This is a genomic window from Streptomyces sp. NPDC030814, assembly GCF_055572155.1.
In genome coordinates, this window is sequence record NZ_JBVIDX010000006.1 from 250685 (window position 1) to 277208 (window position 26524).

The following is a 26524-nucleotide window of genomic DNA, read 5'->3' on the forward strand; positions in this document are numbered from 1 at the left end:
GCCTCCCCCTCGGCATACCGCATGGAAACGGCATAGCGCCGAAACGGGACGATGTCATCCCCGGCGGCACGCTGGTGGTCGCCGGCCAAGGCTGCGGTCGGAAGGCGGTGACGGGGTGCGCGGGCGGACGATGACGAGGGGATGCGGCCGCGGCGACCGACGACACGCGTCGCGCCAACGACAGGGGCGGGACCGGCGACGGCAACGGCGACGGGCACTCAGAAGTGAAGGACGCCCGCGGGCGTCGGCCGCGCTTCGTCCGGCACCGGTCCCTCCCCACGTGGGGACCGGTGCCGAACGGTGCGGGGGTGCTCGATCCGCGTCAGGGGACTGGATCGAGGTATTGGCGGACGGATCGTCGGTGATCGCGTCCGTGAGCGTTGGTGATCACATCCGTCGGTGTCGGTGATCGCGTCGGTGAAGCTGACCTAAAACGAACGGCGGGCATGAGTCGTCTCTGCGTGCGCTGCGCTGGTGGCCTGCGAGGGCGCCGCCCGAACCGGCGGCTGCTTGGTCGTGATCCTGCCAGTCGGGGCCAGCGACGAGGAGGGTCCGGAGGCATCCGGCCAGCTTCGCCGCAGGTCAGGCATATAAAGTGAGTTTTCCGGTCCGGATGTCCGCAGCGGGGGAAGTAAGGGGTGGAGGCCTTGAGTTACGACTCAGGGGCACGCACGGCCTTCGCGGAACGTCTCGCGCTGCTGTACAAGGAAGCGGGCAATCCTCCCCTCAAGAGTGTTTCCGAGTCGGTCGTTCGACTGCAAAGGGTCGATGAACGCGGGCGTCCCGTGCGGGTCTCCGCCCAGCGGATCAGCGACTGGCGGCGCGCCAGGAACGTGCCCGCCCAGTTCGCCGCCCTGGCCGCGGTTCTTCATGTCCTGATCCCCGAGGCCCGGCGTGCGCGGCCCACGCCGGTGTCCAAGGGCCTTTACGACCTGGCCCAGTGGCAGCGGCTCTGGGAGCGGGCGGTGGCCGACCCGGCCGGCGAGCGGCCCGCCTCGACCGGCGCGTCAGCGGAAGAGGAACAGCAGCCTCCGGGTGATGCGTCGGCCGTGCCCGGCGGCGTCTGCCCGTACCGGGGGCTGGCCTCGTACCGGCAGCAGGACGCTCGCTGGTTCTTCGGGCGGGAACGCAGCACGGACGCCCTCGTCGGCCAGCTCCGGGCGGTGGAGAAGACGGGCGGCCTCGTCATGCTCGTCGGCGCCTCGGGGGCCGGGAAGTCCTCCCTCCTCAACGCCGGGCTGGTGCCCGCCCTGCGCGACGGCGCGCTCGGGGGCGCGAACGGCTCCGTCGGCGAGGTCCTCCAGCTCGTCCCCGGGGCCGACCCCCTCGGGGAGCTGACCCGGCGCATACCCGAGCTCGCGCAGGTCGTGTCCGCCGCGTACGAGCCCGGCACCCCGATGTTCGCCGATGCGGTACGGGAGGCAGTCGGGGCCTGGGCCAGGCGACGCGCACCCTCCACCGACGCCGGACAGGACACCTCCGTCACCGCCGGACCCGCGAGGCCTGCCACCGCCGGACCCACAGGCTCCGCCACCGGAGGCGGAGGCCCCGCCTCCGCCTCCACCCCCTCTCACTCCCCCGCCCCCTCCCCCACCCGCCCCGTCCTGATCGTCGACCAGTTCGAGGAGACGTTCACTCTCTCCTCCGACGAGGCCGACCGGCGTACGTTCATCCAGTTGCTCAACGCGGCGGGCACGCCCGGTGCGGCGGGGGACGTCGCCCCCGTGCTCGTGGTGCTGGGGATCAGGGCCGACTTCTACGAGGAGTGCCTCGGGTATCCGGAGCTGGCCGACGCGTTGCAGCACCGGCACATGGTGCTGGGGCCGCTGACGACGGCGGAGCTGCGGGAGGCGGTGACGGGGCCGGCCAAGGCCGTGGGGCTGGAGCTGGAGCCGGGGCTGGCGGAGCTGATCGTGCGGGAGGTGAGCGCGGACGGGCCGCGGGGCGCGCATGACGCGGGCGTGCTGCCGTTGCTGTCGCACGCGCTGCTCGTCACCTGGCAGCGGCGCAAGGCGGGGCGGCTGACGCTGGCCGGGTACCGGGCGGCCGGCGGGATCCAGGGAGCCGTGGCGGCGACCGCCGAGCGGGCCTGGTCGGGGCTGGACCCGGCGGCCCGTACGGCGGCCCGGTTGCTGCTGCTGCGGCTGGTGCGGCTCGGCGAGGACACGCAGGCCACCCGGCGGCGCGGGACCCGGCGGCAGCTCGCGGACGAGTCGACGGACCCCGGCAAGACGGAGGAGTCGCTGGAGGCGTTGGTGCGCGCCCGGCTGGTGACGCTCGACGCGGAGACCGTGGAGATCACCCACGAGGCGCTGCTCCACGCCTGGCCCCGGCTGCGGGGCTGGATCGACGAGGGGCGCAACGACCATCTGCTGCGCCAGCGGCTGGAGGAGGACGGCCGGGCCTGGGAGGAGTCGGACCGCGACACGTCGTTGCTGTACCGGGGTTCCCGGCTGGAGCAGGCCCGCAGCTGGGCGAGGTCCGCCGACGACACCCTGCTGACCCGCAGCGCGGTGGAGTTCCTGGCCGCCGCGGTCAGGCTGCGCAAGCGCACGGTGTGGATCAGCCGGAGCGCGGTGGCCGCCCTGGTGGCACTCGCCCTGGTGGCCGTCGGCTCGGCGGTGGTCGCCTGGCAGCAGCGCAACGACGCGGTGTTCGAGCAGGTGGTCGCCGAGGCGGACCGCGTCCAGTACACCGATCCGTCGCTGTCGGCCCAGCTCGACCTGGTGGCACACGGGCTGCGACCCGGCGACGAGGGCACCAACAACCGGCTGGTCTCGATCGTCAACGCCCCGCTGGCCACCGCGCTGCTCGGCCACACCGGCGCCGTCTACCTCACCTCCTACAGCCCGGACGGGACGTACCTGGCCACCGCCAGCTACGACCGGACCGTACGGCTGTGGGACGTGTCCGACCCGTCCCGTCCGAAGGCCATGGGCAAGCCCCTCACCGGGCACAGGAGCTGGGTGAGCAGCGCCGTCTTCAGTCCGGACGGCCGTACCCTCGCGGGCGCCGGCGACGACGGCGAGATCCGGCTGTGGGACGTACGTGATCCCCGCTCGCCCCGGTCGCTGGGCGCGCCCCTGACCGGCCATGACGGCACGATCTACCTGGTCGCCTTCAGCCCGGACGGGAAGACGCTGGCGTCCGTGGGCGAGGACCGGACCGTACGGCTGTGGGACGTGTCCGACCCGTCCCGGGCCGAGCCCCTGGGCAGGCCGCTGACCGGGCACACCGCCCCGGTGCGCTCGGTGGCGTTCAGCCCGGACGGGAGGACGCTGGCGGCGGGCGGCGACGACCGGACCGTACGGCTGTGGAACACGGCGGATCCCCGGGCCCCGGTTCCGCTCGGCACGGCGCTGAAAGGCCACACCGGCACGGTGCACTCCGTGGCGTTCAGCCCGGACGGCCGCACCCTCGCCAGCGGCAGCTCCGACAACACGGTCCGGCTCTGGGACGTCGCCGACCCGCGCCGCCCGGCCGCGGTCGGCGCCCCGCTCAGCGGGCACACCGGCCCCGTGTGGTCGGTGGCGTTCAGTCCCGACGGGGAGATGCTCGCGGCCGCCAGCGCGGACAGCACGGCGAGTCTGTGGAACGTCCGTGATCCGGCGTACCCGTCGCAGGTCGGCGAGCCGCTCGCCGGGGCCAGCGGCGAGATGTACGCCCTGGGCTTCAGCCCCGACGGCAGAACCCTCGCCACCGGGAGCGGTGACAGCAAGGTCCGGCTGTGGTCGATCCCGACGGCCGACATGGTCGGCCAGCAGGGGGTGTTCCGCCCGGACGGCCGGGTGCTCGCCACGACCGGGCGCGACGGCCGGATCCGGCTGTGGAACGTGGAGGAGCCCGGCCGGCCCGTACGGCTGAGTGAGAAGTTCCTGGCGAAGGGGAGCGGCAACCGCTCGATGGCGTTCTCCCCCGACGGGCGCACGCTCGCGATGGTGACCGGGAACCGGACGCTGCACCTGTGGGACGTCAGTGACCCCACCCGCCCGGTCCCCCACGGTTCGCCCGTCACCCTGCCGATCCGGTACACGGACGCGCTGGCCTACAGCCCGGACGGACGCACGCTCGCCACGTCCTACCGGGACCACGACGTGCAACTGTGGGACGTCGGCGACCCCTCCCGAGTCGCCCCGCTCGGCAAACCCCTCACTGGCCACAAGGGTTATGTGCTCGCCCTCGCCTTCAGCCCGGACGCCCGGACGCTGATCAGCGGCAGCGCGGATGGCACCATCCGGCTGTGGAGCGTGGCCGACCGGGCCCGCGCCACCCGGATCGGCACCCCGCTCACCGACCACCGCGGCCCCGTCAACACCCTCGCCTACAGCCCGGACGGCACCACGCTGGCCAGCGGCAGCGACGACGACACCGTCCGGCTGTGGGACGTCTCCGACCCCGCCGACGCGACCCGGCTCGGTGAGCCGCTCACCGGCCACACCGAGGCCGTCGTGTCGCTGACCTTCAGCGAGGACGGCCGGACCCTGGCCAGCGGCGGCAACGACAACACCGTCCGGCTGTGGGACGTCTCCGAACCGGCGGACGCCTCCCCCATCGGCCAGTCGATGAGCCCCAACGCGAAGACGGGCAACTTCCTGTCATTCAGCCCGAAAAGCGGCATGCTCGGCGTCTCCAGCGGCGCCGACACCGTACGGCTGTGGAATCTCGACGTGGACGTGGCGGTACGGCACATCTGCTCCGCCACGCGGGGCGTGCTGACCCGGAGCAAGTGGAACGAATACCTGCCGCGGTTGGACTACGAGCCGCCGTGCAAGGACACCGACAGGCGTTGACCTGCGCGGACGGATGTGCGGGCCGGGCCGATGAGGAGTGTCCGGACGCCGTCCACGCCATCCCATCCCATCTAACAAACGTTTGGTTACTGCCTCTTCATGGCGTGATCCCGATCACAACTTGTCCATGCAGTCCGACAGTCGACTCCCGTCGCAGGGGCGACCTTGTTAGCCTTGGCCATAGCCCGGTCGCTGGTGCATCCCCCGTCGCCAGCGGCCGGGCGTTGTCATGCGGCCGATCGACGCGACACCTCGAAGGGTGGTGGCTGCTGCCGTGACCCGGCGCATCGTCGTCGTCACCGCCGTCCACGCCCCCTCCGCCCCCTTCCTCGCCGACGCCTACGCGTCGCTGCGCGACCAGCGGTTACCCGGCGGCTGGGAGTGGCACTGGGTCATCCAGGAGGACGGCACCTCGGACGCCGTCGCCCCATTCGTCCCCGACGACACCCGGGTGACGTTCCGCCAGGGCCGCCCCGGCGGCCCCGGTGTCGCCCGCACCATCGCCCTCTCGGAGGCGGACGGCGCGTACGTGAAGGTCCTGGACGCCGACGACCGGCTGACGCCGGGCGCGCTCGCCCGCGATCTGGCCGCCCTCGAAGCCGACCGCACCCTCGGCTGGGCCACCTCACGCGTCCTGGACGTCCTGCCCGACGGCTCCACCCTCGGCTTTCCCGGCGACCCCGACCACGGCCCGATAGAGCGAGGATCCGTACTCGACCACTGGGCGGCCCACGACTTCCTGTCGCCCGTGCATCCCGCGACACTCTTCGTCCGCCGCGAACTGGCGCTCGCGCTCGGCGGCTGGATGGCCCTGCCCGCCTCCGAGGACACCGGGCTGCTCCTCGCGCTCAACTCCGTGAGCCGCGGCTGGTTCTCCGCCGAGGTCGGCCTCCTCTACCGCAAGTGGGAGGGCCAGGCGACCAGCCAGGCGGCCCACGTCGACAAGGCCGAACGAGCCGCCCGCATGGCGGTGATAGAAGCCCGCGCCCGCGCCCTGGCCACGTTCCGCTGGAGCTACCCGGACCGCCTGGACCCACTCGTCCACAGCCACGGCCCGCGGCCGGGCGGGGAGCACCGGGAGGACGGCGGCCTCTAGGGGGTGCTGTGCGGGACTTTCACAACACCCCCTAGGTCTGTCGTTGGATCACGCCGACTTCGGGTTGTGGCACCTTGATGGCTGCCGGTGAGCGGGGCTCGGTGCGTGCGGCTGCAAGGCGGAGGAGGGAGCCAACGTGATGGGGCCCCCGCGCGAGGTCGTTCGCGCGTGGGGGAGTCGGGGACCGACGACAACGTGGCAGATGTGCGTGCCAAGCCCGGAGGCCCAGGCGTGATCCAAACGACAGGCCCCAGTGCCCCGCCCCGGGACAGCGCTCAGGGACGGCCGGCGCCCGCCGCGGTGAGCCAGTGGGCCACCCTGCGGACGGTGGTCTCGTCGAGACCGTCGACGACGGCCCGGACCGCCGCCAGGTCGTCCGGCGCCAGGTCGTAGAGACCCGCCTTGCCCAGACCGGCCAAGAGCACCTGCTGACGCCGGCCGGTCATCCGCTCGGCGAGCGTGCTGGGCTTCGCGGCGGGCGCATCGGCGGTCCGGGCGGGCGCGCGGGTGCCCGCGGCGTCCGCGACGAGGGCCGCCGGGTCGTGCCGCTCCCAGGCGCCGCCGCCCGGCCCGCCCGCGGGGCCCCACACCGTGACCGCCGGCTCCTCGCCGCGCGCCCGCAGGGTCTGGGTCATCTCCCCCACCGCGTACAGCACGGGCGACCGGTACGGCGACTCCGCGCCCACCCGCCAGGAGGACGACGAGGCCTCGTAGAACATCGCGACCCAGCGGGGGGCACCGGGCGGCTGCGGGCTCGGGGGACGTGTCGGCACGGCACTCACCTCTCCGGGTACGGCGTTGCCGGCGACCATAACTGACGTCCCGTCAGCTATCCAGAGCCGCGCGCCTTCCGGGAGGTCGGGCGGTCGCGGTGGCGGGACGCCGGTGCGCCGGTGCGCCGGTGCGCCGGTGCGCCGGTGCGCCGGTGTCAGCCGTTCCATGCCTCGTCGTACGGGTCCTGCGGGGCCTTGACCGGGCGGGTGGAGGCGACGGAGAGGTACGGCACTGCCGTGCCGTTGACCGGGTCCTTCGTGCGCTTCGGGGTGTAGGTGCCGGTCACCTCGATCCAGGTGTCCGGCTGGAGGACCGGGGGGAGTTCACCGGTGAGGGCGATCTTGACGGGCTGGGCGTCGGCGGCGCAGCAGTTGAGGGCCATGCGGACGAGATACGGGGCGCCGTCGCCGTCGAGGGCGAGGAAGCCGGCGACCTTGATCCGCCGGCCGGCGAGGGCACGGCCCCCGTCGTACACGGCACGGCCCGCGTAGTCGGCGACGCTCAGCTTCAGCGGGCCGTCGGCGGGGAGCTTCGGGTAGCCCCAGGGCTGCTCCTGCAGTGCCGATCCGGTGCGCATCGCGGTGTACGAGCCGGCGGCGGGCGGGGCGACCAGGACGAGGGCGAGGAGGGGGAGGACGAGGAGCCAGGAGACACGGGGTTCGCGGTGGGCGTGCCGTTCGGGCTCGTGCGCCTGGTTCTGCTCGTGTCCTTGCTCCCGCCGGCTCCGTACCGCCCGGCGTTCGTACCAGAGGGTCGCCAGCGCCGCCGCCATCAGCACCACGCCCGCGCCGATGAGCAGTGGCTGCAGGCCCGCCTTGACGTAGCGGAGGTAGAGGTCGGTGGACCCGGCGTGCAGGAGGGCACCGCCGGTGAGGAAGAGGACGACGGTCTGGGCGTGGCGGTTCACAGGAGCACCGTCCCGACGAGGGCCGACACCAGGATCGCGAGGGCGAAGGTGGCGGGGGCGAAGCGGAGGGCGAAGGCGCGGCCGAACGTGGCGGTCTGCATGGCGAAGAGTTTCAGGTCGATCATCGGCCCGACGACCAGGAAGGCGAGCCGGGAGGTCAGGGAGAACTGGGTCAGCGACGCGGCGACGAACGCGTCCGCCTCGGAGCAGATCGACAGCAGCACGGCCAGCACGGCGAGGGCCAGAATGGCGATGAGCGGGTTGTCCGCGGCCGCGTTCAGCCAGCTCGCCGGGACGACCGCCTTGAGGGTGGCCGCCGCCACGGCGCCGACGACCAGGAAGCCCCCCGCGTGCATCACGTCGTGCCGCACCGAGCCCCAGAACGCCGCCCCCTTGCCGAGCTCTTCGTAGGACGGCCGCTCCGGCGGGCGCATCCACTCGCCGCGCCCCAGCCGCTGCCACAGCCAGCCCATCGCGCACGCCACCAGCAGGCTCGCCACGAGCCTGGCCAGCACCATCTCGGGGTTGCCCGGGAACGCCACGGCGGTCGCCGTCAGCACGATCGGATTGATGGCGGGGGCGGAGAGCAGGAAGGCGAGCGCCGCGGCGGGGGTGACCCCGCGCCGCACCAGCGCGCCCGCGACCGGCACCGACGCGCACTCACATCCCGGCAGCACCACACCGGCCACACCCGCCGCGGGAACCGCCAGCGCCGGCCGCTTGGGCAGCGCTCGGGCGAAGAACGACGGGGGCACGAACACCGTGATCACCGCCGACAGGAGCACCCCCAGCACCAGGAAGGGCAGCGCCTGGACGACCACCGCCACGAACACCGTCATCCAGCTCTGCGTCACGGGCGCGGCCAGTACGCGGCGGAGGGGGCCCTGCGCGGCGACGGCCAGGACCAGCAGCATCGTGAGGAGGAGGGGGGAGTTGAGGTGCCGGCCGCGGGAATCCTGCGGTGCGCTCGGAGGGTGCGGCGCGTCCGGGTCGTGCGGTGCGGTCGAGCCGCCCTGGGCGCCGGGACCGGGCCGGTCGGGGGCTTCCTTGGTGATGGCCACGGGGGACGGTACCTCCGTACGGGTACGGCTGTGCTGCGCGGGTCGGTGCGACCTCCCCTCCCATACGGCGGCGAGGGCGTTCTCGCTCAGGTGCCGCACTGCGACGCGCGCCACAGGTCTGTCCGGGCGCGGAGGCGAGGCGGACCCCCTTTTCGTAATGGGATCCATTTTCATGTAGCGTCTCGTGCGGCATTCCGCCGTTCGTCGAGGAGGACCCCATGGCCGTGCCCAAGCGGAAGATGTCCCGCAGCAACACCCGTCACCGCCGCGCCCAGTGGAAGGCGAGCACACCGCAGCTGGTGCCCTTCACCGTCGACGGCGTCACCCACCTCGTACCGCAGCGGCTGCTGAAGGCGTACGAGCGCGGGCTGATCCACCCCGAGGGCTGAGCGCGGTGGCCACGGCGTACGACGGACCCGACCGGCTGCCCGTCACCGTGCTCTCCGGCTTCCTGGGCGCGGGCAAGACCACCCTTCTCAACCATGTCCTCGCCAACCGCGAGGGGCTGCGGGTCGCGGTCATCGTCAACGACATGAGCGAGATCAACATCGACGCGGCCCTGGTGCGCGGCGGTGAGGCGGCGCTGTCGCGGACGGAGGAGCGGCTGGTCGAGATGACCAACGGCTGTATCTGCTGCACCCTGCGCGACGATCTGCTGGAGGAGGTCGACCGGCTGGCCCGTGAGGGGCGCTTCGACTATCTGCTCATCGAGAGTTCGGGGATCTCCGAGCCGATGCCGGTCGCCGCGACCTTCGCCTTCGCGCGTGACGACGGTGCCACGCTCGGGGATCTCGCCCGGCTGGACACCATGGTCACCGTCGTCGACGCCGTCAACTTCCTGCCGGAACTGGCGGGTGGCGACGAGTTGGTGGCGCGGGGGCTCGACCAGTACGAGGAGGACGAGCGGACCGTCAGCGATCTGCTGATCGATCAGGTCGAGTTCGCCGATGTGATCGTGCTGAACAAGCTGGACCTCGTGGACGCCGCGGCCGCGGAGCGGCTCGCGGCGACCCTGGCGCGGCTGAACCCGGCCGCTCGGGTCGTACCGGCCCGGCACGGGCGGGTGCGGGTGTCGGAGGTACTCGGGACCGGGCTGTTCGACCTGGACCGGGCGCAGGAGGCGCCGGGGTGGGTGCGGGAGCTGAACGGGGACCACGTGCCGGAGACCGAGGAGTACGGCATCTCGTCGACCGTGTTCCGGGCCGGGCGCCCGTTCCATCCCGGACGGTTGTGGACCTTCGTGACCGAGGAACTGGACAGCGGGCGCTTCGGGGAGGTCTTGCGGTCGAAGGGGTTCTTCACGCTGGCGAGCCGGCCCCTGGTGGTGGGCCTGTGGTCGCAGGCGGGGTCGGTGGCCCGCTTCGAGCCGTCGGCGGTGCGGGGTGGCTCCGCCGGTGAGGCGCAGGAGTTGGTGTTCATCGGGGCCGGGTTGCGCGGGGAGGCGTTGCGCGACGCGTTGGGTGAGTGCCTGGTGCGGGACGGGGAGGTGGGGGGTTCGGCCGGCTTCGAGGATCCGTTTCCCCTGTGGGAGACGTTCGGGGTGGAGGAGCGGTGTGAGCACGAGGTGGAGTTGGGCGCCTAGGGGCTCGGAGCCGCGGGTGCGGGTGCGTCGTGGTTTCTCGCGCAGTTCCCCGCGCCCCCTGAAAGCGACCGCTGCGCCCCGTGCTTTTCAACGGCGCCTTCCGGGGGAGGGCGGGCCGTAGGCCCGTCCCTCCAGGGGCGCGGGGAACTGCGCGAGAAACCACGAACCCACCCGCACCCGCCCGACGACAGTGACCCCCGAGCTACCGGGCGCCCCGGCCCCCCTAGGACGTGGACCGGGTCCGGCGGCCCAGGAGTTCCGCCAGGCCGCGGCGGGTCGCGGCCAGAACCACGCGGTCCTCGGCGCGGAGCACATACGTGGGGGGCAGGTCCCAGATCGGGCCCGACCCGGCGGTCGGGCCGCCGGCCCGCTCCGCGGGATCCGTGGCCGTGTCGAGGGCCAGGACCCGCCACGCCCCCGCGCTGAACGCATCGGCCACGGTGCGCCCCTCCAGCCGGGGGTGCCCCCGGACCTCGACGGCGGCGAAAAGAAGGACGCGGCGCTCGACGGGGATCGCGCCCAGGATCTGGCGGCCCATCATCGCGCCGGCGAAGGCGGGCGCCGCGAGGTGGGTGACGCTGCGGCTGCGGGTGAGGGCGTGGGGGTGGGCGGCACGGAGCGTGCGGTACACGGCGGTCGCGAAGTCGTCGTCGTAGAGGCGCAGGACGACCCGCAGGTCGGGCCGTACGGAACGGGCGTACAGGCCGGCCTCCAGGTTCGTCGTGTCCGAACTCGTCACCGCCAGCAGCGCGTTGGCGCGGTTGATCTTCGCGGCCTCCAGCACGCCCTCCTGTGTCACATCACCCAGCACCACCGGCACCCGCAGCCGCCGGGCCTCCGCGAGACCGCGGGCCTCGGGATCGGCCTCGACGCACACCACGGGGATGTGCAGGTCGCGCAGGCGGGCCAGGACGCGGGTGCCGATCTTGCCGAGGCCGAGGAGGACGACATGGCCGGAGAGGCCGCGCGGCGGCTTCCGGAAGGCGGAGCCGCTGCGGAAGGTGCCCAGGGCCTCCAGCACGGCGGCCAGGAGCACGGGCAGGAGGAGTAAGCCCATCAGGCCCGAGAGCAGTTGAAGGATCTTCCGGGAGTCGCTTCCCTCGGTCGCCGGGTCGTTGATCGCGAAGAGATCGAGCAGTGTCACGTACGTCGCCCGCAGCGGATGCTCCCCGGTCGTCACCATCTGCGCGACGGCGAGGGCGAACACACAGCCCACCAGCCCCGCGAGGGACCACCGCAGCCGTCGGGAGAACAGCGACCTGAAGGCGCCGATCGCCCCGAGCGGGCCGCCGCCCGACCGGCCCGGCGGCAGCGCGGGGCCCGCGTAGCGGACGGTGTCCAGGACGATGGACCCGCGTCCGGTGGCCCCGGCCACGGCCCTTTCGTCGGGCAGGAGTTGAGGGCCGCGCTCCCCGCTGCCCTCCGAACCGTCGGCGCCCGCCGGGTCGTTGGTGGTGGCCGACAGCAGCGCGAGCGTGCACAGGCCGCGGCCGGGACCCTGGGCGGTGTATCCCGGCGGACGCTCCACGGCCCGCAGCATCAGCCCGTCTGTCTGGACGACCTTGGTGGTGCCGGCCACGGCGGTCGCGGCCAGCGCGGGCGCGGCGGTGTCCGCGTCGGAAAGGACGGTCGTGGAGGCGCCGAACCCGTCGATACCGTCGCCGGCGTCGCCGCCCGTGGCCAAGGCGGCGGCCCGGTCCAGGAGTTCCTCGATGTGCTGGCCCAGCCGGCGGTTGTAGAGCCGCAGGACGAGCCGCAGCCTCGGGTTGAGCCGCCGGGCGGTGAGGGCGGCCCGGATGTTCGTCTCGTCGTCGTCATAGACGAGCGCCAGTGCGGCGGCCCGCTCCACCCCGGCCTCGGCGAGGACCGCCTCGGTGGCCTCGGCTGCCTCCAGGAGCCGCTCGCCGTGCGGGGCGATGCCCGGCGCCGCGTTCCGGCCGTTCCCGGATCCGGTGCGGTCGGCGGTCGCCGGATCGCCGTTGCCCGCCGCGCGGTTGACCGCCGCGGAGACCCGGTCGAGGATCGCGGCGGCCCGGGTGCGGCCCACCACCGGCCGGGGTGCCACCCGCGCGGTCGGCGGCACCACGAGCGTCACCTGCTCCCGGTACACCGTGCACAGTTCCGCGGCGAGCCGGTGCGCGAGCCCGTCGTCGCCGCAGACCACCATGTGCGCCCCGGAGTCGGCCGGACCGCGCTGCCCGCCGAGTCCGGCGAGAATGCCGGGTCTGGGCGGGACGGCCGGTGTGCCCGGCGCCGCTTGGGAGTTCGGGTCGGCCGGACCTGCCTGTCGGCCCGGACCGGGCTGGCTGCTCTGCTGCGAAGGGCTCCCCACGAAGCAGAAGCCTGCCTTATGAAGTCGGCCGGTCTCCGCGTGATCCGGATCACAGTTGAGGGTGTGAGTGCGACCGCGGGTGGACATCCGTACTCAAGGGGGACGGGGGTGACGACCGGTGTCCGCATGCGAGGACGGGGCGCCATGATCGCAGGGTGGTGTTCGCGCACAGTCCGGGCCGCGATGTTCGCGGCCGTCTGTGTGCTGCTCGCCGCCCTGGGCCACGTCACCATGTCCGGCAGCCCGGTCCCCTGGTGGGCCATGGGAACGGCGGCCGCCGCCACCGGCGGGGTCGGCTGGTGTCTGGCCGGCCGTGAGCGAGGGCTCCCGCTGATCGTGTCCGTCGTGCTCGCCGCCCAGACCGTCCTCCACTCGGGGTTCTCGTTCGCACAGCCGTCGCACCGCGCCGGTGCCGGTTCCATGGACATGGGCTCCGGCCACATGGATCACACCGCCCACATGGGCTCGGGCGGTCCCATGAGCCATGTGGACCACACCGGGTACCTCGTGGACGGGCCGTTCTCGGCCTCGGCCGGCATGCTCGCCGCGCATCTGCTGGCCGCGCTGCTGTGCGGACTGTGGCTGGCGTACGGCGAGCGCGCCGCCTTCGGGCTGCTGCGGGCCGTGGCCGGCTGGCTGGCCGCGCCGCTGCTGATGTCGCTCGCGCTCACCCCGCCGCCGGAGCGGCCGCGTCCGCGGGTGCGCCGCGGCCGTTCGGATCGTTCGCCGCGCCGTCTCCTCCTCGTCCACACCCTCACCTCTCGGGGACCGCCCGCCAGGACTGCTGTCAGCTGACGGCAGCCGTTGCCCCGGGGCAGCCGTGCGAGCCATGCGGGCCATGCGTCCGCGCATGCCCGCGTCTCGTTCGCACAGCCGTGCGCGCCTCGGGCCTCGGTCGTACCCGCGGCGCCCAGGTCGGCGCCCCGGTACGGCCGCCTTTCCCCACCGGATCGCCGACGCACGTGCCGTGATGTCCACCGGCCGCCGCGTCCGCGCGTCCCCGATGACCCGAGAAGGACTTCAGGTGCCCACCCCTACCACCCCCACGCCCTCTGCCGTCCCCGTCACCCTGCCCGCTCCCCCGTCGGCCCGGTCGGCCCGGTCGGCTCGGCCGGGCCGGTCGGGACCGGCGTCGAGCGACGAGTCGATAACCGCCTGGGCGCTCGCCGCGCGCGGCGGCGACCCGGAGGCCGTCGAGCGGTTCGTCGGCGCCCTGCACCGCGACGTCCGGCGCTTCGTCGCCCATCTCTGCGCCGATCCCCAGGCGGTGGACGACCTGGCCCAGGACACCTTCCTGCGGGCGCTCGGCAGCCTGCACCGGTTCGAGGGCCGCTGCTCGGCCCGTACCTGGCTGCTGTCCATCGCCAGGCGGGCGGTGACCGACAGCTTCCGGTACGCGGCCGCCCGGCCCCGGCCGGCCGACGTACCGGACTGGCGGCTGGCCGTGGAACGGGCCCAGCCGAGCGGGCTGCCCGGCTTCGACGACGGGATCGCGCTGGCCGACCTGCTGGCCGCGCTGCCCGACGAGCGGCGCGAGGCGTTCGTGCTCACACAGGTGCTGGGGCTGCCCTACGAGGACGCGGCACGGCTGACCGCGTGCCCCGTGGGGACGGTGCGCTCACGGGTCGCCCGGGCCCGGGCGACCCTGGTGGAGCTGCTCATGGCGGCCGAGGCGCCCCGGGACACCGCGGCGCCTCGGAAGCCGGCGGCGCCGGCGGCCGCCTGAGCGGTGCGCGGGAAGCGGGATCGCCGGTGCTGTGACCGGACAGGATTGCCGGACGCCGCGAGCCGGTGAGCCCTTCCGGTCACAGCGCTAGGCACCCACCCCCAGATGGCGTGCGGCGAAGTCCAGTTCCAGCCGGAGCTGCTTGATGCGTTCGTCGACGACGAGGGAGCCGTGGCCCGCGTCGTAGCGGTAGACCTCGTGGACGGCGGAGCGGGCCTCCAGTCGGTCGACGTAGTTGTCGATCTGACGGATGGGGCAGCGCGGGTCGTTCACCCCGGCGGAGATGTAGACCGGGGCCTTCACCGCGTCGACGTACGTCAGGGGGGAGGAGGCCGCGAAGCGTTCGGGGACCTCCTCCGGGGTGCCGCCGAGGAGGGTGCGGTCCATCGCCTTCAGCGCCTCCATCTCGTCGTGGTAGGCGGTGACGTAGTCGGCGACGGGGACGGCGGCGATGCCGAGGCTCCACAGGTCCGGCTGGGTGCCGAGGCCGAGGAGGGTGAGGTAGCCGCCCCAGGAACCGCCGGTCAGGACGAGGCGGTCGGGGTCGGCGAAGCCGGTGCTCACCGCCCACTCGCGGACGGCCGCGATGTCCTCGAGCTCGATCAGGCCGACCCGGTGCTTGAGGGCGTCGGTCCAGGCCCGGCCGTAGCCGGTGGAGCCGCGGTAGTTGATGCGGATCACCGCGTACCCGTGGTCGAGCCAGGCGGCCGGGCCGGCGGCGAAGGAGTCGCTGTCGTGCCAGGTGGGGCCGCCGTGGATGTCGAAGAGCGTGGGGTACGGGCCGGAGACGCCGACGGGGCGCTGGACGAGTGCGTGGACCCGGCCGCCGGGGCTCTCCACCCACACGTCCTCCACCGGAACCGAGCCCGGGCACTTCAGGCCCGGCGGGTCCAGGACGACCTCGCCCGTCGTGGACCGCACGACCGGCGGTTCGGCGGCCGACGACCACAGGTACTCCACACCGCCGTCGGGGCGGGCCGTGGCCCCGGAGACCATGCCTCTCGGGGTCTCGACGCGCTCCAGACGGCGGGTCGACAGCTCATAGCGCCACAACTCGCTGCGGGCCTCGAAGCTGTGGACGACGAGCAGGGCGGAGCCGTCCGGATACCACTCGGCGCTCAGGTCACCCTCCAGCTGGTCGGCGAGGCCGAGGTCGGTCTCCTCACCGGACGCCACATCCCAGACCAGGGGCTCCCAGCGGCCCCTGCGCTGGTGCCCGATGAGCAGTCGGGTGTCGCCGTCGACGGGGGCGAAGCCCAGCACCTCGAGGCCCAGTTCGACTGTGCCGCCCTTGGTGTCGTCCAGCTCGGCGACCGTCGTACCGTCGGGGCGGACCACGCGCAGCGCCGAGTGCATCGCGTCACCGTGCTCGGTGTGCTCGACGGCGATCAGCGAACCGTCGTGCGAGAGGTCGCCCACGCCGGCCGACTCGCGATGCCGGTAGATCTCGACGGGGGCGGAGCCCTGCCGGACCAGATGGATCGTCGAGCCGTCCTCGTCGGTGGAGCGGCCGACGACCGCCGTGCGGCCGTCGCGGCCGATGGCCAGGCCCGCCGGGTACGACGCCTCCAGGCCCGGCGTCGCCTCCTCGTCCGGGCCGCCGTGGAAGGGCTGACGGCGCCAGACGCCGAACTCGTCGCCGTCCTTGTCGTCGAACCACCAGATCCACTCGCCGTCCGGCGAGAGCACCCCGTCCGTCGTCCCGTTGGCCCGGTCCGTGACCTGGCGCTGCTCGCCGGTCACACGGTCCCACGCGTACAACTCGTACGTCCCCGTGGCGTTGGAGACGAACAGCGAGCGGTGCGGCGCGTCCTCCGCCCAGTCCGGCAGCGACACCCTCGGCGCCCGGAACCTCTTCTCCCAGTCGGGCATGGACCCGGTCTGCTGCTGCGGGGTGGCCCCGTTGCTCTCAGTCATGGCCCCATACTGCCCCGCCCGTCGGACATTGCGTCACCGAGACCCCCAGCCTGTGGAAAACTTCCGTCCGGCCGCACCCCCACCCCTGTGGACAACCGGTGAACGCCCAGGTCGGGGCCGACTGCGGCCGGGCGGCCCGGGGCCGACCGCCTGGGTGGCCCGGGGCCGATTGTCAGTGGTCGGCTGCAGACTCGCCGCATGACCTCAACGAGCGATACTCCGATGACGGACACCCCGGCGGACGGGCTGCGCGGGACCGTCGAGACGTACTGGGCCGCCGCGGAGGCCCGCGACTGGGCCGCGTTCGCCGGGACCCTGGCAGAGGACGTGGTGTACGAGCTGCCGCAGACGAGGGAGCGGATCCGCGGCCGCGAGCGGTATGTGCGGTTCAACCGCGACTATCCGGCCGACTGGCACGCCCGCGTCGAGCGGATCGTCGCCGAGCCGGGCCATGTCGTCAGTTGGATACACGTCACGGTGGGGCTGGAGGAGATGCACGCGATCTCCTTCTTCACGGGCGACGCGCACGGCCGGATCACCTCCGTCACCGACTTCTGGCCCGAGCCGTACGAGCCGCCGGCGGGCCGGGAGCACCTCGTCGAGCGGTACTGAGCCCGCCCCACCGGCCGCCCGGCCCGGCCGACCCCGCGGCCGGGCGGGCGGTGCGGGCACCGTACGGTGGAAGGCGTGTACCGGTTTCTGCTGACGCCCCGATGGTGGGGGATCAACGTCTTCGTGCTGCTCGCCATCCCCTTCTGCGTGTACATGGGGTCGTGGCAGCTGAGCCGGTTCGAGGACCGGATGCAGGACCACCGCACGGCGACCGAGCGCGTCGACCCCGCGGACCGGGCCCCGGCCCGGCCGCTGGACGAGCTGCTGCCGGTGGACAAGGAGACCTCCGGCGAGCTGGTCACCGCGAGCGGACGGTACGGCAAGCAGCTCCTGGTCCCCCACCGTGAGCTGGACGGCAAGGACGGGTTCTACGTCCTGACACTGCTGCGCACCGACGGGGGCAAGTCCCTGCCGGTCGTACGGGGCTGGCTGCCCGGCGCCGCCGACCCGGACCGGGCCCCGGCCGCGCCCACCGGCGAGGTCACCGTGACCGGTGCGCTCCAGGCGTCCGAGACACCCGGTTCGAACGGTGTGCCCATGCAGGGCGGTCTCCCGGTCGGCCAGACCGGCGCGATCAGCGCCGCCACACTGGTGAACCTGGTGCCGGACGACCTGTACGACGCGTGGGTCACGCTCGACAAGGCCGACTCGGGGATGGAGGCCGTGCCCGCGACGGCACCGCAGGACACCGGGCTCGACCTCAAGGCCTTCCAGAACCTCGGCTACACCGGCGAGTGGTTCGTCTTCGCCGGCTTCGTCGTCTTCATGTGGTTCCGGCTGCTGCGCCGCGAGGTCGAGTTCATCCGGGACGCGCAGCTGGGCCTGGGCACGGACGAGAGCCGCACGACGGACCCGAAGGAGGGGACGGACCCGAAGGAGGGGACGTCCGGGGACGACGGTTCCGGAGACGGCCGTTCCGAGAAGGACCGTTCCGGAGACGACCGTTCCGACGAGGACCGGTCAAGGGAAGCGGAGCCCGCCCAGTAGGGCCGAGCCGCCCCGCGGCGCCGGGCCCGAACGGATGGACCGGGCGGGCCGGTACGGACCGCTTCCCAGGAAGGGTTCCGGTGCCCGGGCCCCGTGCGGGCACCGCCCGGAGCGGTTCCCGCACGGTCGACGGTCGGCGCGCGGTCAGGACGCCGCGAGCAGGCCCGTCCGGTAGACCGTGCCCGCGCAGGCGTTGGCGACGCCGGTGGAGTACGTGGCGACGCCGCCCTCCGCCGTGTGGGAGACGACGATGCTGCCGTCTGCCACGCCGTCCTCCCTGCCGAGCTGGGTGGACATCGAACTGCCGCCGTCGGCGGTGGTGCCCGGGTCCTCCTGCGTGGGCGTCGGGTCCGGGGTCGGATCCGTGCCGCCGTTGCCGCCGCCGTCGGTGGTGCCGCCGCTGGTGGAGGGGCAGGGCTCGGAGGGCACCCAGGCGAACCGCACCTCGTACGCGGCCCCAGGCTCCAGCACCATCTGGGACAGGGACAACGCCGGGTCAGGCAGTCCGGTGGCCACGTCGCCCGCGGCATGGCTCACCACGGTGATCCTGGCGGCGTCCGCGGCGCCCTGGGGCGTCGCGCTCACCCCGCCCGCGCCGGCGACCGTACAGCTGGAGCCCGAGACGTTGGACACCCGGAAGCTGCCGTAGACCGCGCCGCCGGAGTCCGGGGCGCCGACGCTGGCGCTGCCGCTGAGCTGGCCGGACGTGCACAGGGTCGCGCTCGCGGCGGTGGGCGTCGCTTCGGTGCCGCCGGGCACGCCGGCGGACGATCCCTTGCCCTTGTCGCCCTTGCCCTTGCCGCTGTCCTTGCCGGAGTTCTTGGATCCGCCGGAGGAGCCGTCCGACGAACCGCTGCCGCCGGTCTGCCCCTTCGACTGGCCCTCGCTCCCGTGGGTCGCCGAGCCGTGGCCGACGACCGAGGGGTCGGCGTCGGAGCCGTTGGAGTGGGAGACGTGCACCAGGGCCGGGATCGCCGTGCCGATGAAGAGCGCGGCGGCGGCCATCCCGACGACGGCCTGACGCTTGCGCGCCCGCCGGGCCGGTACCGCGCGCCGCAGATGGTCCAGGGTGCCGTCACGGGGCTCGATCTCCGACACGGCCTGGTGCAGCAGGTTCCGCAGGGTCAGCTCGTCCGAGTCGAACCCGCCGAGCCCCTGGGGACCGGCTCCGTCCAGCCCCTTCGGAGCGGAACCGTCCGACTCGGCCCGCGGCGCCGACTCCGACAGGCCGAAGCCCAGGAGGTCCGCCGCCGACCCGGCCGGCTTCGTACCGTTCAAGCCATGCGGGCCGTCCGAGCCCTTTGAGCCCGTCTCGCCCGGATCGGGGTCGTCGAAGCGCGCCTCGCCCGGACCGACGTCGCCGGAGCGGGTCCCAGGCGCACCCGGAGCGTTGGTCTGCGCCTCGGCGGGGGCCGGGTCGTCCGCGCGCAGGTCGTCCGGAGCCGGCTCGTCCGGACCGCGGCCTTCGAGACCCTGACCCTTGGTGGGGCCTTGTTCTTCGGGGCCGTGATTCACAGTTCCGTTCCCAGCGTGCGATTGCGTGTCTTCGTGCTCGTCGAGCCCGCGCCCCCCGACGCGCCGGTCCCGCTCTTGCCCTTCGGTGCGCTCGTCGTCCCGGCGGCCCCAGGAGGCCCGCCTGCGGGCGCCGAGCTCGTCGTGCCCGTCGTCCCTGGCGTTGCCGCTCATGCCGACGCCTCCATGGCGACCCGCAGGGCCGCGATGCCACGGGAGCCGTACGCCTTGACCGAGCCCAGCGATATGCCGAGGGTCTCGGCGACCTGCGCCTCGGTCATGTCGGCGAAGTAGCGCAGCACGAGGACCTCTCGCTGGCGGCGCTGCAGGCCCTTCATCGCCTTGATGAGGGAGTCGCGCTCCAACTGGTCGTAGGCGCCCTCCTCCGCGCTCGCCATGTCGGGCATCGGCTTCGACAGCAGCTTCAGACCGAGGATGCGGCGGCGCAGGGCGGAACGGGAGAGGTTCACGACCGTCTGGCGCAGATAGGCGAGCGTCTTCTCCGGGTCGCGGACGCGCTTGCGCGCGGAGTGCACACGGATGAAGGCCTCCTGCACGACGTCCTCGCAGGAGGCGGTGTCGTCGAGGAGGAGGGCCGCGAGTCCGAGGAGCGAGCGGTAGTGGGCGCGGTAGGTCTCGGTGAGATGGTCGACGGTCGTGCCGGAGGCCGGCAGCGTCGTCGTGTCCTCCGCGCCGTCGCGCTGGCTGGGGATGCGGGTGGGCCGCGCCGCGGGCATGGGCGCGATCACCGGCATGCCGCCGGGCGGACCGGGCATGCGGGGACGGCGGGGTGGACGCAGGGCGGTGCCCCTCGTCTGAACCGCGGTGAAGTCGAGTACCTCTGCCACGCCTGTTGGACCCGTATCCCCCCGTGGGGGTTGTACGCGACAGGCATCACTTTTGCGTCAGACCGAGCGCCTGTTCGCACGGCATCCATGCCCGGCCGTGCGCCGCGCGCACCGCCTCGCACGGCCGACCGAACGGCGGACAGCGCGTCGAACGCCCTCATGCGTACCAGCTCTTCCCCTATGCCCCGAGTCCGTGCGCGCCCAGCCCCGCCGAAGGGCGCTCGTTAAAGACGCTCCCCGTCCGCCGCGCGGTTGCGGCGGACGGGGAGCAAAATCCTCGATCCCCGGGAGGCCTGAATCAACCCGGAAATCACACGGCTGTCCGGCCGGAAATCCTTCGCCCGCCGAACCGCCGACTCGAAGAACTTACACGCCGCCACCGACAGCGCCCGCGGCAGCCGACGGCGCTCACGCCCCGCGACAGCCGGTCTATCCCAACGCCCGCCTCCGCGCGACGGATTCGCGGGACGGTGCACGCAGGGCCAACGAACAGTGCACCCCAGGACAACGCCCGATGGACGCCGGGCCCCTGGAAGGGGCGCCCACACGTGCGCCCCAGGGCTACCGGCCGCCCCTCACACGCGTCCGCCCACCACCAGCTCCGCGATCTGCACGGTGTTCAGCGCGGAGCCCTTGCGGAGGTTGTCGCCACAGGCGAAGAAGTCGAGGGCGGTGGGGTCGTCGAGGGCCCTGCGGACCCGGCCGACCCAGGTGGGATCGGTGCCCACGACATCCGCGGGAGTGGGGAACTCCCCCGCCCCGGGGTCGTCGAAGAGGACCACACCGGGCGCGGTCGCGAGGATCTCCCGCGCCTTGGCGACGGTGACCTCACTCTCGAAGCGGGCGTGGAGCGTCAGCGAGTGCGCGGTGACGACGGGGACCCGTACGCAGGTCACGGCGACCGGCAGCGTCGGCAGCCCGAGGACCTTGCGGGTCTCGTCCCTCACCTTCATCTCCTCCGAGGACCAGCCGTCCGCGCGCGCCTGACCGGCCCACGGCACCACGTTCAGTGCCACCGGCTCCGGAAACGGCCCGGTGTCGTCGCCGACGGCCCGCCGTACGTCACCGGGGCTGGTGCCCAGTTCCGTACCGGCGACGAGGGAGATCTGCCGGCGCAGGGTGTCGACGCCGGCCCGGCCCGCGCCGCTGACCGCCTGGTACGAGGAGGCCACCAGCTCACGCAGCCCGTACTCGGCGTGCAGCGCGCCCACGGCCACGATCATGGAGAGAGTGGTGCAGCTGGGGTTGGCGACGATGCCGCGCGGCCGGACGCGCAGGGCGTGCGGGTTGACCTCGGGGACGACGAGGGGCACCTCCGGGTCCATCCGGAAGGCGCCCGAGTTGTCCACCACCACCGCGCCCTTGGCCGCCGCGATCGGCGCCCAGCGCTCCGCGATCTCGTCGGGCACGTCGAACAGGGCGACGTCGACCCCGTCGAAGACCTCCTCGGCGAGGGCAAGGACCTCGACCTCCTCCCCGCGCACGGCCAGCTTGCGGCCGGCCGAGCGAGGGGAGGCGATCAGACGGATCTCGCCCCAGATGTCCGCGCGGTGGGACAAGAGCTGGAGCATGACGGTGCCGACGGCCCCGGTCGCCCCCACGACCGCGAGCGTCGGCCTGCCGGCCCGCCCGGCGGCGACGGCCATCAACGGCCGGTGCCGCCGCCGTACGGACCGTACGAACGGACCGTCATCGGCCGGTGCCTCCGTAGACGACGGCCTCGTCGCTGTCGGAGTCGAGTCCGAAGGCGGTGTGCACGGCGCGCACGGCCTCCGGGACGTCGTCGGCTCGGGTCACGACGGAGATGCGGATCTCGGAGGTGGAGATCAGCTCGATGTTGACGCCCGCGTCGGACAGCGCCTCGAAGAAGGAGGCCGTGACACCCGGGTTGGTCTTCATGCCTGCGCCGACCAGGGAGATCTTGCCGATCTGGTCGTCGTAGCGCAGGGAGTCGAAGCCGATGCCGGCCTTGTTCTTCTCCAGCGCGTCGATCGCCTTGCGGCCCTCGGTCTTGGGGAGGGTGAAGGAGATGTCGGTGAGACCGGTGGTCACGGCGGAGACGTTCTGCACCACCATGTCGATGTTGATCTCGGCGTCGGCGATGGCGCGGAAGATCGCGGCGGCCTCGCCCGGCTTGTCCGGGACGCCGACGACCGTGACCTTGGCCTCGGAGGTGTCGTGCGCGACACCGGAGATGATGGCCTGCTCCACCTTCTGGTCCCCTTGCTCAATCGGCTCATTGCTGACCCACGTGCCCTGCAGTCCGCTGAAGGACGAACGGACGTGGATCGGGATGTTGTAGCGGCGGGCGTACTCCACGCAGCGGTGGAGCAGCACCTTGGAGCCGGACGAGGCCAGCTCCAGCATGTCCTCGAAGGAGATCCAGTCGATCTTCCGGGCCTTCTTCACGACCCGCGGGTCGGCGGTGAAGACACCGTCGACGTCGGTGTAGATCTCACAGACCTCGGCGTCGAGCGCGGCGGCCAGCGCGACGGCGGTCGTGTCCGACCCGCCGCGGCCCAGCGTCGTGATGTCCTTCTTGTCCTGGCTGACGCCCTGGAAGCCGGCGACGATGGCGATGTTGCCCTGGTCGATGGACTCCCGGATACGGCCGGGCGTGACGTCGATGATCCGGGCTTTGTTGTGGACCGAGTCGGTGATGACGCCTGCCTGGCTACCGGTGAACGACTGGGCCTCGTGGCCCAGGTTTTTGATCGCCATGGCCAGCAGGGCCATGGAGATACGCTCTCCGGCGGTCAGCAGCATGTCGAACTCACGTCCGGCAGGCATCGGAGACACCTGCTCGGCGAGATCGATCAGCTCGTCCGTCGTGTCGCCCATCGCGGAGACCACGACAACCACCTGGTTGCCGTTCTTCTTGGCTTCCACGATCCGCTTGGCGACGCGCTTGATGCCCTCGGCATCGGCTACGGAGGAGCCTCCGTACTTCTGCACGACAAGGCCCACGTGCGCTCCTCGCTCGGTTTCGTCCCTTATCCGCACATACACACGTACTGCGGTCGGCTCAGTCTATCGAGCGGCCGAATTCCGCCCCCGGGCTCCCGCATGGTGAGATGTCCCGCTCACCTTTCGATCGCCTCGGATTTCTGCGGGCCTCCGCCGGGTTTCGCCCCGCCTTCTTCGCCGGGAGACCGTCGGTGGCCAGGCCGCTCCGGGGTTGTCCCTGCCCGCCCCGGGCACACCGCAGTCCTCAAAGTGGGCGAGGTCACTCGGGGGGCGCAGTTCCGTCGCGGGCCGCCCGGCGCGCGTCCTGAAGGTTGTCGCGCACCTTCCTGACGTGGGAATGGTCCGCGCCGAGTGAGCGTGCGTACGCCGCCAGGGCCCGCTCGTACACGGCCGCGGCCTCGTCCGCCCGGCCCGCCCGCAGGAGGGCGCCGACGAGGTTGTTCAGCGACAGCGAGGTCTGCGGGTGGTCCCGGCCGAGGAGCCGCTCACGGTGGGCGACGTTGCGGCGCAGCAGGTCGATGGCCTTGTCGAGGCTCCCGGCGTGCTGGTACGCCCCGGCCAGGTTGTTGCGGGCGTGCAGCGTGGCCGGATGGTCCTCGCCGTGGCGCCGCACGCAGTCCGCCAGGTACTCCTCCATGACCTGCACCGCCTGCGCGCCGCGGCCGGCCGTGATCAGGTCGTTGAGCAGGTTGCCCCGGGCGGGCGCGGAAGGTCCGGGGGTCGTCGCGGCCCACGGTGTTCCGCAGGATCTCCACCGACCGGGCGTGCAGGTCGGTCGCCGTGTCCAGGTCGTCGGCCGCGTGGTGCACCGATCCCAGGTTGCCGAGGAGCACCCCGTACTCGGGGGTGTACTCGCCCAGGACCCGCTCGCCGACCTCGCGGACCCACCGCATCAGGGAGACGGCGCGGTCGGTGTCACCGGCCTCCACGTACGCCAGAGCAAGGTTGCTCGCCACCACGAGCGCGCTGTGGTGCTCGGCCCCCAGGAACCGTACGGCGACGCCATGGGCGCGTTCCGGCAGGCGTACCGCCTCCCGCACGTCCTGCCCGACGCCTCCACCTTGAGCGCACCCCTCCCTGTCGACGTCGGTCCCCAGCCGGAGCCCGGAGCCAGGCGACCTTCCAGGCGACTGACCGTCTCAAAGTTCAACGATTATGGTTCGCCTGTGCGCGTACTTCTGGTGGAAGACGACGAGCCGGTCGCCGAATCGCTCCGGCGTGGGCTGCAGCGATACGGCTTCGAGGTGGAGTGGGTGACCACGGGCGGGGCGGCGCTGTCGTACGACGGCCCGTACGACGTGGTGCTCCTCGATCTCGGACTGCCCGACACCGACGGGCTCGACGTCTGCAAGGCGATGCGCCACCGCAGTGCCGTACCGATCATCGTGATCAGTGCCCGCAGCGACGAGACGGACCGGGTGGTCGGCCTCGAACTCGGCGCCGACGACTATGTGTCCAAGCCGTTCGGGGTGCGCGAGGTCATAGCCCGGATAAGGGCGGTGATGCGCCGGGTGCAGCCCCGTCCCGCCGACGCGCCCCCGGCCGGCCCCGACCGGTACGGCCCGCGCCTCACCCTCGACCGCAAGGCAGCGCGGGTGCACCTGGACGGCGCGGAGGTGGCGCTGGCCCCCAAGGAGTACGACCTGCTGGCGTTCCTCACCGAGGAGCCGGGCGCGCTGATGTCGCGCGAGCAGATCATGGAGGCCGTCTGGGACGCGAACTGGTTCGGCCCGACGAAGACGCTCGACGTGCATGTGGCGGCGCTGCGACGGAAGCTGGCCGGGGCGATCACGATCGAGGCGGTGCGCGGTGTGGGCTTCCGGCTCATCGTGAACGGCGCCGACGAGAACGCCGGTGCCCTGGGCGGCGCGAGCGGGCGCAACGGCGGCACGCCCGGCGGCGCGAACGGGAACGGCGGCACCACCACCGGCGGCGCCCACGGAAGCAGCGGCACGCCATGATCCGCCAGCTCATCCGCAGCTATGTGCTCCTCGTGGCTGTGGCGATCGCCCTGTTCACCGTGCCGGTGGCGTTCACGCTCACCAAGCAGCTGCGGGACGACACCGAGGAGTCCATCACCCGCGAGGCCAGGACGATGGCCCGGCTCCTCGGCACCGGTGACGTCGCCTCCTGCGAGGCGCTGGCGAAGATGGCCGGGGCGTATCCGAAGAACCAGGAGAAGGTCGAGGTCTCCACCACCGACCGGTGCGTACAAGAGACACTGCGGCGGCCGACGCCGGATCCGGCGCTGGCGAGGGCCCTGGAGCGGGGCGAGAAGACCGTCGACTGGGGCTCCGACTTCATCTGGGGCAAGAACCTGGTGGTCACCGTCCCGGCCTTCGAACGCTCCCCGGACGCCAAGGAGGCGGACGGAACGAAGACGCGCGGGACGAAGACGGACAGGGCGAAGACGGACGGGAAGGAGCAGACGGACGAGGTCGTCGGCGCCGTCCGGATCAAGTTCTCCACCGACCACCTCACGGACCGGCTCTGGCAGATCTGGGGTTTCCGGGCGGGGTTGGCCGTCCTCGTCCTGCTGGCGGCCGCGGGCATCGGCGTGTTCGCCGCGCGGCGGCTGACCGCTCCGCTGCGCCAGCTCAACGAGATGGCGAGCAGGATGAGCGACGGCGACCTGAAGGCGCGTTCCGCGATCACGGGCCCGCAGGAGACACAGACCCTGGCGCGCACCCTCAATCAGGCGAGCGAGCGCCTGGACACGCTCATCGCCTCACAGCGCATCTTCGTGGCGGACGCCTCGCACCAGCTGCGCACCCCGCTGACCGCGCTCCGGCTGTCGCTGGACAACATCGCGGACGGGGTCGACGACGAGTTCGTACGGGAGGACGTGGAGCAGGCCACCGCCGAGGTGGTCCGGATGAGCCGTCTCGTCAACGGGCTGCTGGTGCTGGCCCGGGCCGAGGCGAAGGTGACGGCGGCGGAACCGCTGTCCCTGCGGGAGGTCATCCAGGAGCGCCTGGATGTGTGGAGACCGGCCGCCGACGAGCGCGGAGTCACCATCACGCTCAGGGGGAGTGCCGACGGCCGGCCGCTCGTGCTGGCCAGTCCCGGTCATCTGGACCAGGTCCTGGACAACGTGCTGTCGAACGCCCTGGAGGTCTCACCGGACGGTGCGACCATCACCGTGCGCGTGGAAGCCCGGGGCGACGAGGTGGTGCTGTCGGTGCTGGACGAGGGGCCCGGTATGTCGGACGCGGAGAAGTCACGTGCCTTCGACCGCTTCTGGCGCGGCCAGGGCCTCACCGGGAGGTCCGGCTCGGGCCTCGGTCTCGCCGTCGTCAAGCAACTCGTCACCGACGACGGCGGAACCGTGATCCTCAAGGACGCGCCAAGGGGCGGCCTGTGCGTCGCCCTCACCCTGCGGGCGGCGCGGCACGGGGGTGGCTGAGCCGGGG

General features: G+C 72.8%; 20 protein-coding genes and 1 pseudogene. 10 read left to right on the forward strand and 11 right to left on the reverse strand.

Translation table 11 applies throughout. From position 1 onward, the window contains the following. The first annotated feature begins 638 nt into the window (after positions 1–638). Together ACZ43N_RS15915 and ACZ43N_RS15920 are read left to right on the forward strand one after the other, a co-directional pair. Positions 639–4790: an nSTAND1 domain-containing NTPase gene (locus tag ACZ43N_RS15915; protein ID WP_468097963.1), complete on the forward strand. Its 4152-nt coding sequence runs from the start codon at positions 639–641 to the stop codon at positions 4788–4790. 274 nt (positions 4791–5064) lie between these two features. Further along, positions 5065–5886, forward strand: coding sequence for a glycosyltransferase family 2 protein (locus ACZ43N_RS15920; RefSeq protein ID WP_468097964.1), 822 nt, complete (start codon positions 5065–5067; stop codon positions 5884–5886). Positions 5887–6161: 275 nt separating this feature from the next. On the opposite strand, the gene ACZ43N_RS15925 is transcribed toward ACZ43N_RS15920, so the two are convergent. The 3 genes from ACZ43N_RS15925 to ACZ43N_RS15935 all read right to left on the reverse strand — a co-directional run bounded on the left by ACZ43N_RS15925 (position 6162) and on the right by ACZ43N_RS15935 (position 8628). Next, entirely contained in the window at positions 6162–6659 is a 498-nt protein-coding gene (locus ACZ43N_RS15925; protein WP_468097965.1) for a hypothetical protein, read from the reverse strand. Between the two features lie 155 nt (positions 6660–6814). Continuing rightward, positions 6815–7567 (reverse strand): TIGR03943 family putative permease subunit, encoded by a 753-nt coding sequence (locus tag ACZ43N_RS15930; RefSeq protein ID WP_468097966.1) that lies wholly within the window; start codon positions 7565–7567, stop codon positions 6815–6817. Next, positions 7564–8628, reverse strand: coding sequence for a permease (locus tag ACZ43N_RS15935; RefSeq protein WP_468097967.1), 1065 nt, complete (start codon positions 8626–8628; stop codon positions 7564–7566). Before ACZ43N_RS15935 ends, ACZ43N_RS15930 begins: the two co-directional genes overlap by 4 nt. Before the next feature lie 218 nt (positions 8629–8846). Between ACZ43N_RS15935 and rpmF the strand changes: the two genes are divergently transcribed. Further along, complete coding sequence (gene rpmF / locus ACZ43N_RS15940) at positions 8847–9017, forward strand: 50S ribosomal protein L32 (RefSeq protein ID WP_055717714.1); 171 nt, start codon at positions 8847–8849, stop codon at positions 9015–9017. A 5-nt stretch (positions 9018–9022) separates the two neighbouring features. Then, positions 9023–10210 carry a GTP-binding protein gene (locus ACZ43N_RS15945; protein WP_468097968.1) on the forward strand — a complete coding sequence of 396 codons (1188 nt, stop codon included), beginning with the start codon at positions 9023–9025 and terminating at the stop codon, positions 10208–10210. 223 nt (positions 10211–10433) lie between these two features. On the opposite strand, the gene ACZ43N_RS15950 is transcribed toward ACZ43N_RS15945, so the two are convergent. Then, on the reverse strand, positions 10434–12377 hold the full coding sequence (locus ACZ43N_RS15950) for an NAD-binding protein (protein ID WP_468098169.1): 1944 nt from the start codon (positions 12375–12377) through the stop codon (positions 10434–10436). Positions 12378–12686: 309 nt separating this feature from the next. On the opposite strand from ACZ43N_RS15950, the gene ACZ43N_RS15955 reads away from it, so the two are divergent. Together ACZ43N_RS15955 and ACZ43N_RS15960 are read left to right on the forward strand one after the other, a co-directional pair. Further along, positions 12687–13337, forward strand: a complete 651-nt coding sequence (locus ACZ43N_RS15955) for a hypothetical protein (protein WP_468097969.1) — start codon at positions 12687–12689, stop codon at positions 13335–13337. Positions 13338–13611: 274 nt separating this feature from the next. Next, positions 13612–14268 (forward strand): sigma-70 family RNA polymerase sigma factor, encoded by a 657-nt coding sequence (locus tag ACZ43N_RS15960; RefSeq protein ID WP_468098170.1) that lies wholly within the window; start codon positions 13612–13614, stop codon positions 14266–14268. 87 nt (positions 14269–14355) lie between these two features. Here the strand turns inward: ACZ43N_RS15960 and ACZ43N_RS15965 are convergent, their stop codons facing one another. After that, entirely contained in the window at positions 14356–16185 is a 1830-nt protein-coding gene (locus tag ACZ43N_RS15965) for a S9 family peptidase (protein ID WP_468097971.1), read from the reverse strand. 222 nt (positions 16186–16407) lie between these two features. Between ACZ43N_RS15965 and ACZ43N_RS15970 the strand changes: the two genes are divergently transcribed. Continuing rightward, the gene (locus ACZ43N_RS15970; protein WP_468098171.1) at positions 16408–16797 is read left to right on the forward strand and encodes a nuclear transport factor 2 family protein; all 390 of its coding nucleotides are present in this window, start codon (positions 16408–16410) and stop codon (positions 16795–16797) included. Between the two features lie 75 nt (positions 16798–16872). Then, positions 16873–17784: an SURF1 family protein gene (locus ACZ43N_RS15975; protein ID WP_468097972.1), complete on the forward strand. Its 912-nt coding sequence runs from the start codon at positions 16873–16875 to the stop codon at positions 17782–17784. Between the two features lie 144 nt (positions 17785–17928). On the opposite strand, the gene ACZ43N_RS15980 is transcribed toward ACZ43N_RS15975, so the two are convergent. From ACZ43N_RS15980 to ACZ43N_RS16005, 6 genes and pseudogenes are all read right to left on the reverse strand, one after another. Then, positions 17929–19470, reverse strand: coding sequence for an ICP22 family protein (locus tag ACZ43N_RS15980; protein ID WP_468097974.1), 1542 nt, complete (start codon positions 19468–19470; stop codon positions 17929–17931). Continuing rightward, a complete protein-coding gene (locus ACZ43N_RS15985) occupies positions 19467–20072 on the reverse strand; it encodes a SigE family RNA polymerase sigma factor (RefSeq protein ID WP_099966939.1) in 606 nt (201 codons plus the stop codon). The genes ACZ43N_RS15980 and ACZ43N_RS15985 overlap by 4 nt, the downstream gene beginning before the upstream one ends. Positions 20073–20719: 647 nt before the next feature. After that, positions 20720–21790 carry an aspartate-semialdehyde dehydrogenase gene (locus ACZ43N_RS15990; RefSeq protein ID WP_468097975.1) on the reverse strand — a complete coding sequence of 357 codons (1071 nt, stop codon included), beginning with the start codon at positions 21788–21790 and terminating at the stop codon, positions 20720–20722. 43 nt (positions 21791–21833) lie between these two features. Then, on the reverse strand, positions 21834–23111 hold the full coding sequence (locus ACZ43N_RS15995; RefSeq protein WP_468097976.1) for an aspartate kinase: 1278 nt from the start codon (positions 23109–23111) through the stop codon (positions 21834–21836). A 259-nt stretch (positions 23112–23370) separates the two neighbouring features. Beyond that, a complete protein-coding gene (locus ACZ43N_RS16000) occupies positions 23371–23799 on the reverse strand; it encodes a tetratricopeptide repeat protein (RefSeq protein WP_468098172.1) in 429 nt (142 codons plus the stop codon). A 40-nt stretch (positions 23800–23839) separates the two neighbouring features. Then, positions 23840–24151: pseudogene (locus tag ACZ43N_RS16005) on the reverse strand (tetratricopeptide repeat protein); the annotation flags it as partial. Between the two features lie 126 nt (positions 24152–24277). Between ACZ43N_RS16005 and ACZ43N_RS16010 the strand changes: the two are divergent. Then, entirely contained in the window at positions 24278–25072 is a 795-nt protein-coding gene (locus ACZ43N_RS16010; protein WP_468097977.1) for a response regulator transcription factor, read from the forward strand. Next, the gene (locus ACZ43N_RS16015; protein ID WP_468097978.1) at positions 25069–26517 is read left to right on the forward strand and encodes a HAMP domain-containing sensor histidine kinase; all 1449 of its coding nucleotides are present in this window, start codon (positions 25069–25071) and stop codon (positions 26515–26517) included. The genes ACZ43N_RS16010 and ACZ43N_RS16015 overlap by 4 nt, the downstream gene beginning before the upstream one ends. Positions 26518–26524: the final 7 nt, after the last annotated feature.

What these genes read in the sequence shown, in the direction of transcription:
- ACZ43N_RS15955 (WP_468097969.1), top strand. Translation starts at nt 12,687, where the DNA reads ATGATCGCAGGGTGGTGTTCGCGCACAGTCCGGGCCGCGATGTTCGCG.
- ACZ43N_RS15985 (WP_099966939.1), bottom strand. Translation starts at nt 20,072, where the DNA reads ATGCCCGGTCCGCCCGGCGGCATGCCGGTGATCGCGCCCATGCCCGCG.
- ACZ43N_RS16015 (WP_468097978.1), top strand. Translation starts at nt 25,069, where the DNA reads ATGATCCGCCAGCTCATCCGCAGCTATGTGCTCCTCGTGGCTGTGGCG.
- ACZ43N_RS15970 (WP_468098171.1), top strand. Translation starts at nt 16,408, where the DNA reads ATGACGGACACCCCGGCGGACGGGCTGCGCGGGACCGTCGAGACGTAC.
- ACZ43N_RS15965 (WP_468097971.1), bottom strand. Translation starts at nt 16,185, where the DNA reads ATGACTGAGAGCAACGGGGCCACCCCGCAGCAGCAGACCGGGTCCATG.
- ACZ43N_RS15990 (WP_468097975.1), bottom strand. Translation starts at nt 21,790, where the DNA reads ATGGCCGTCGCCGCCGGGCGGGCCGGCAGGCCGACGCTCGCGGTCGTG.
- ACZ43N_RS15950 (WP_468098169.1), bottom strand. Translation starts at nt 12,377, where the DNA reads ATGGTGGTCTGCGGCGACGACGGGCTCGCGCACCGGCTCGCCGCGGAA.
- ACZ43N_RS15980 (WP_468097974.1), bottom strand. Translation starts at nt 19,470, where the DNA reads ATGAGCGGCAACGCCAGGGACGACGGGCACGACGAGCTCGGCGCCCGC.
- rpmF (WP_055717714.1), top strand. Translation starts at nt 8,847, where the DNA reads ATGGCCGTGCCCAAGCGGAAGATGTCCCGCAGCAACACCCGTCACCGC.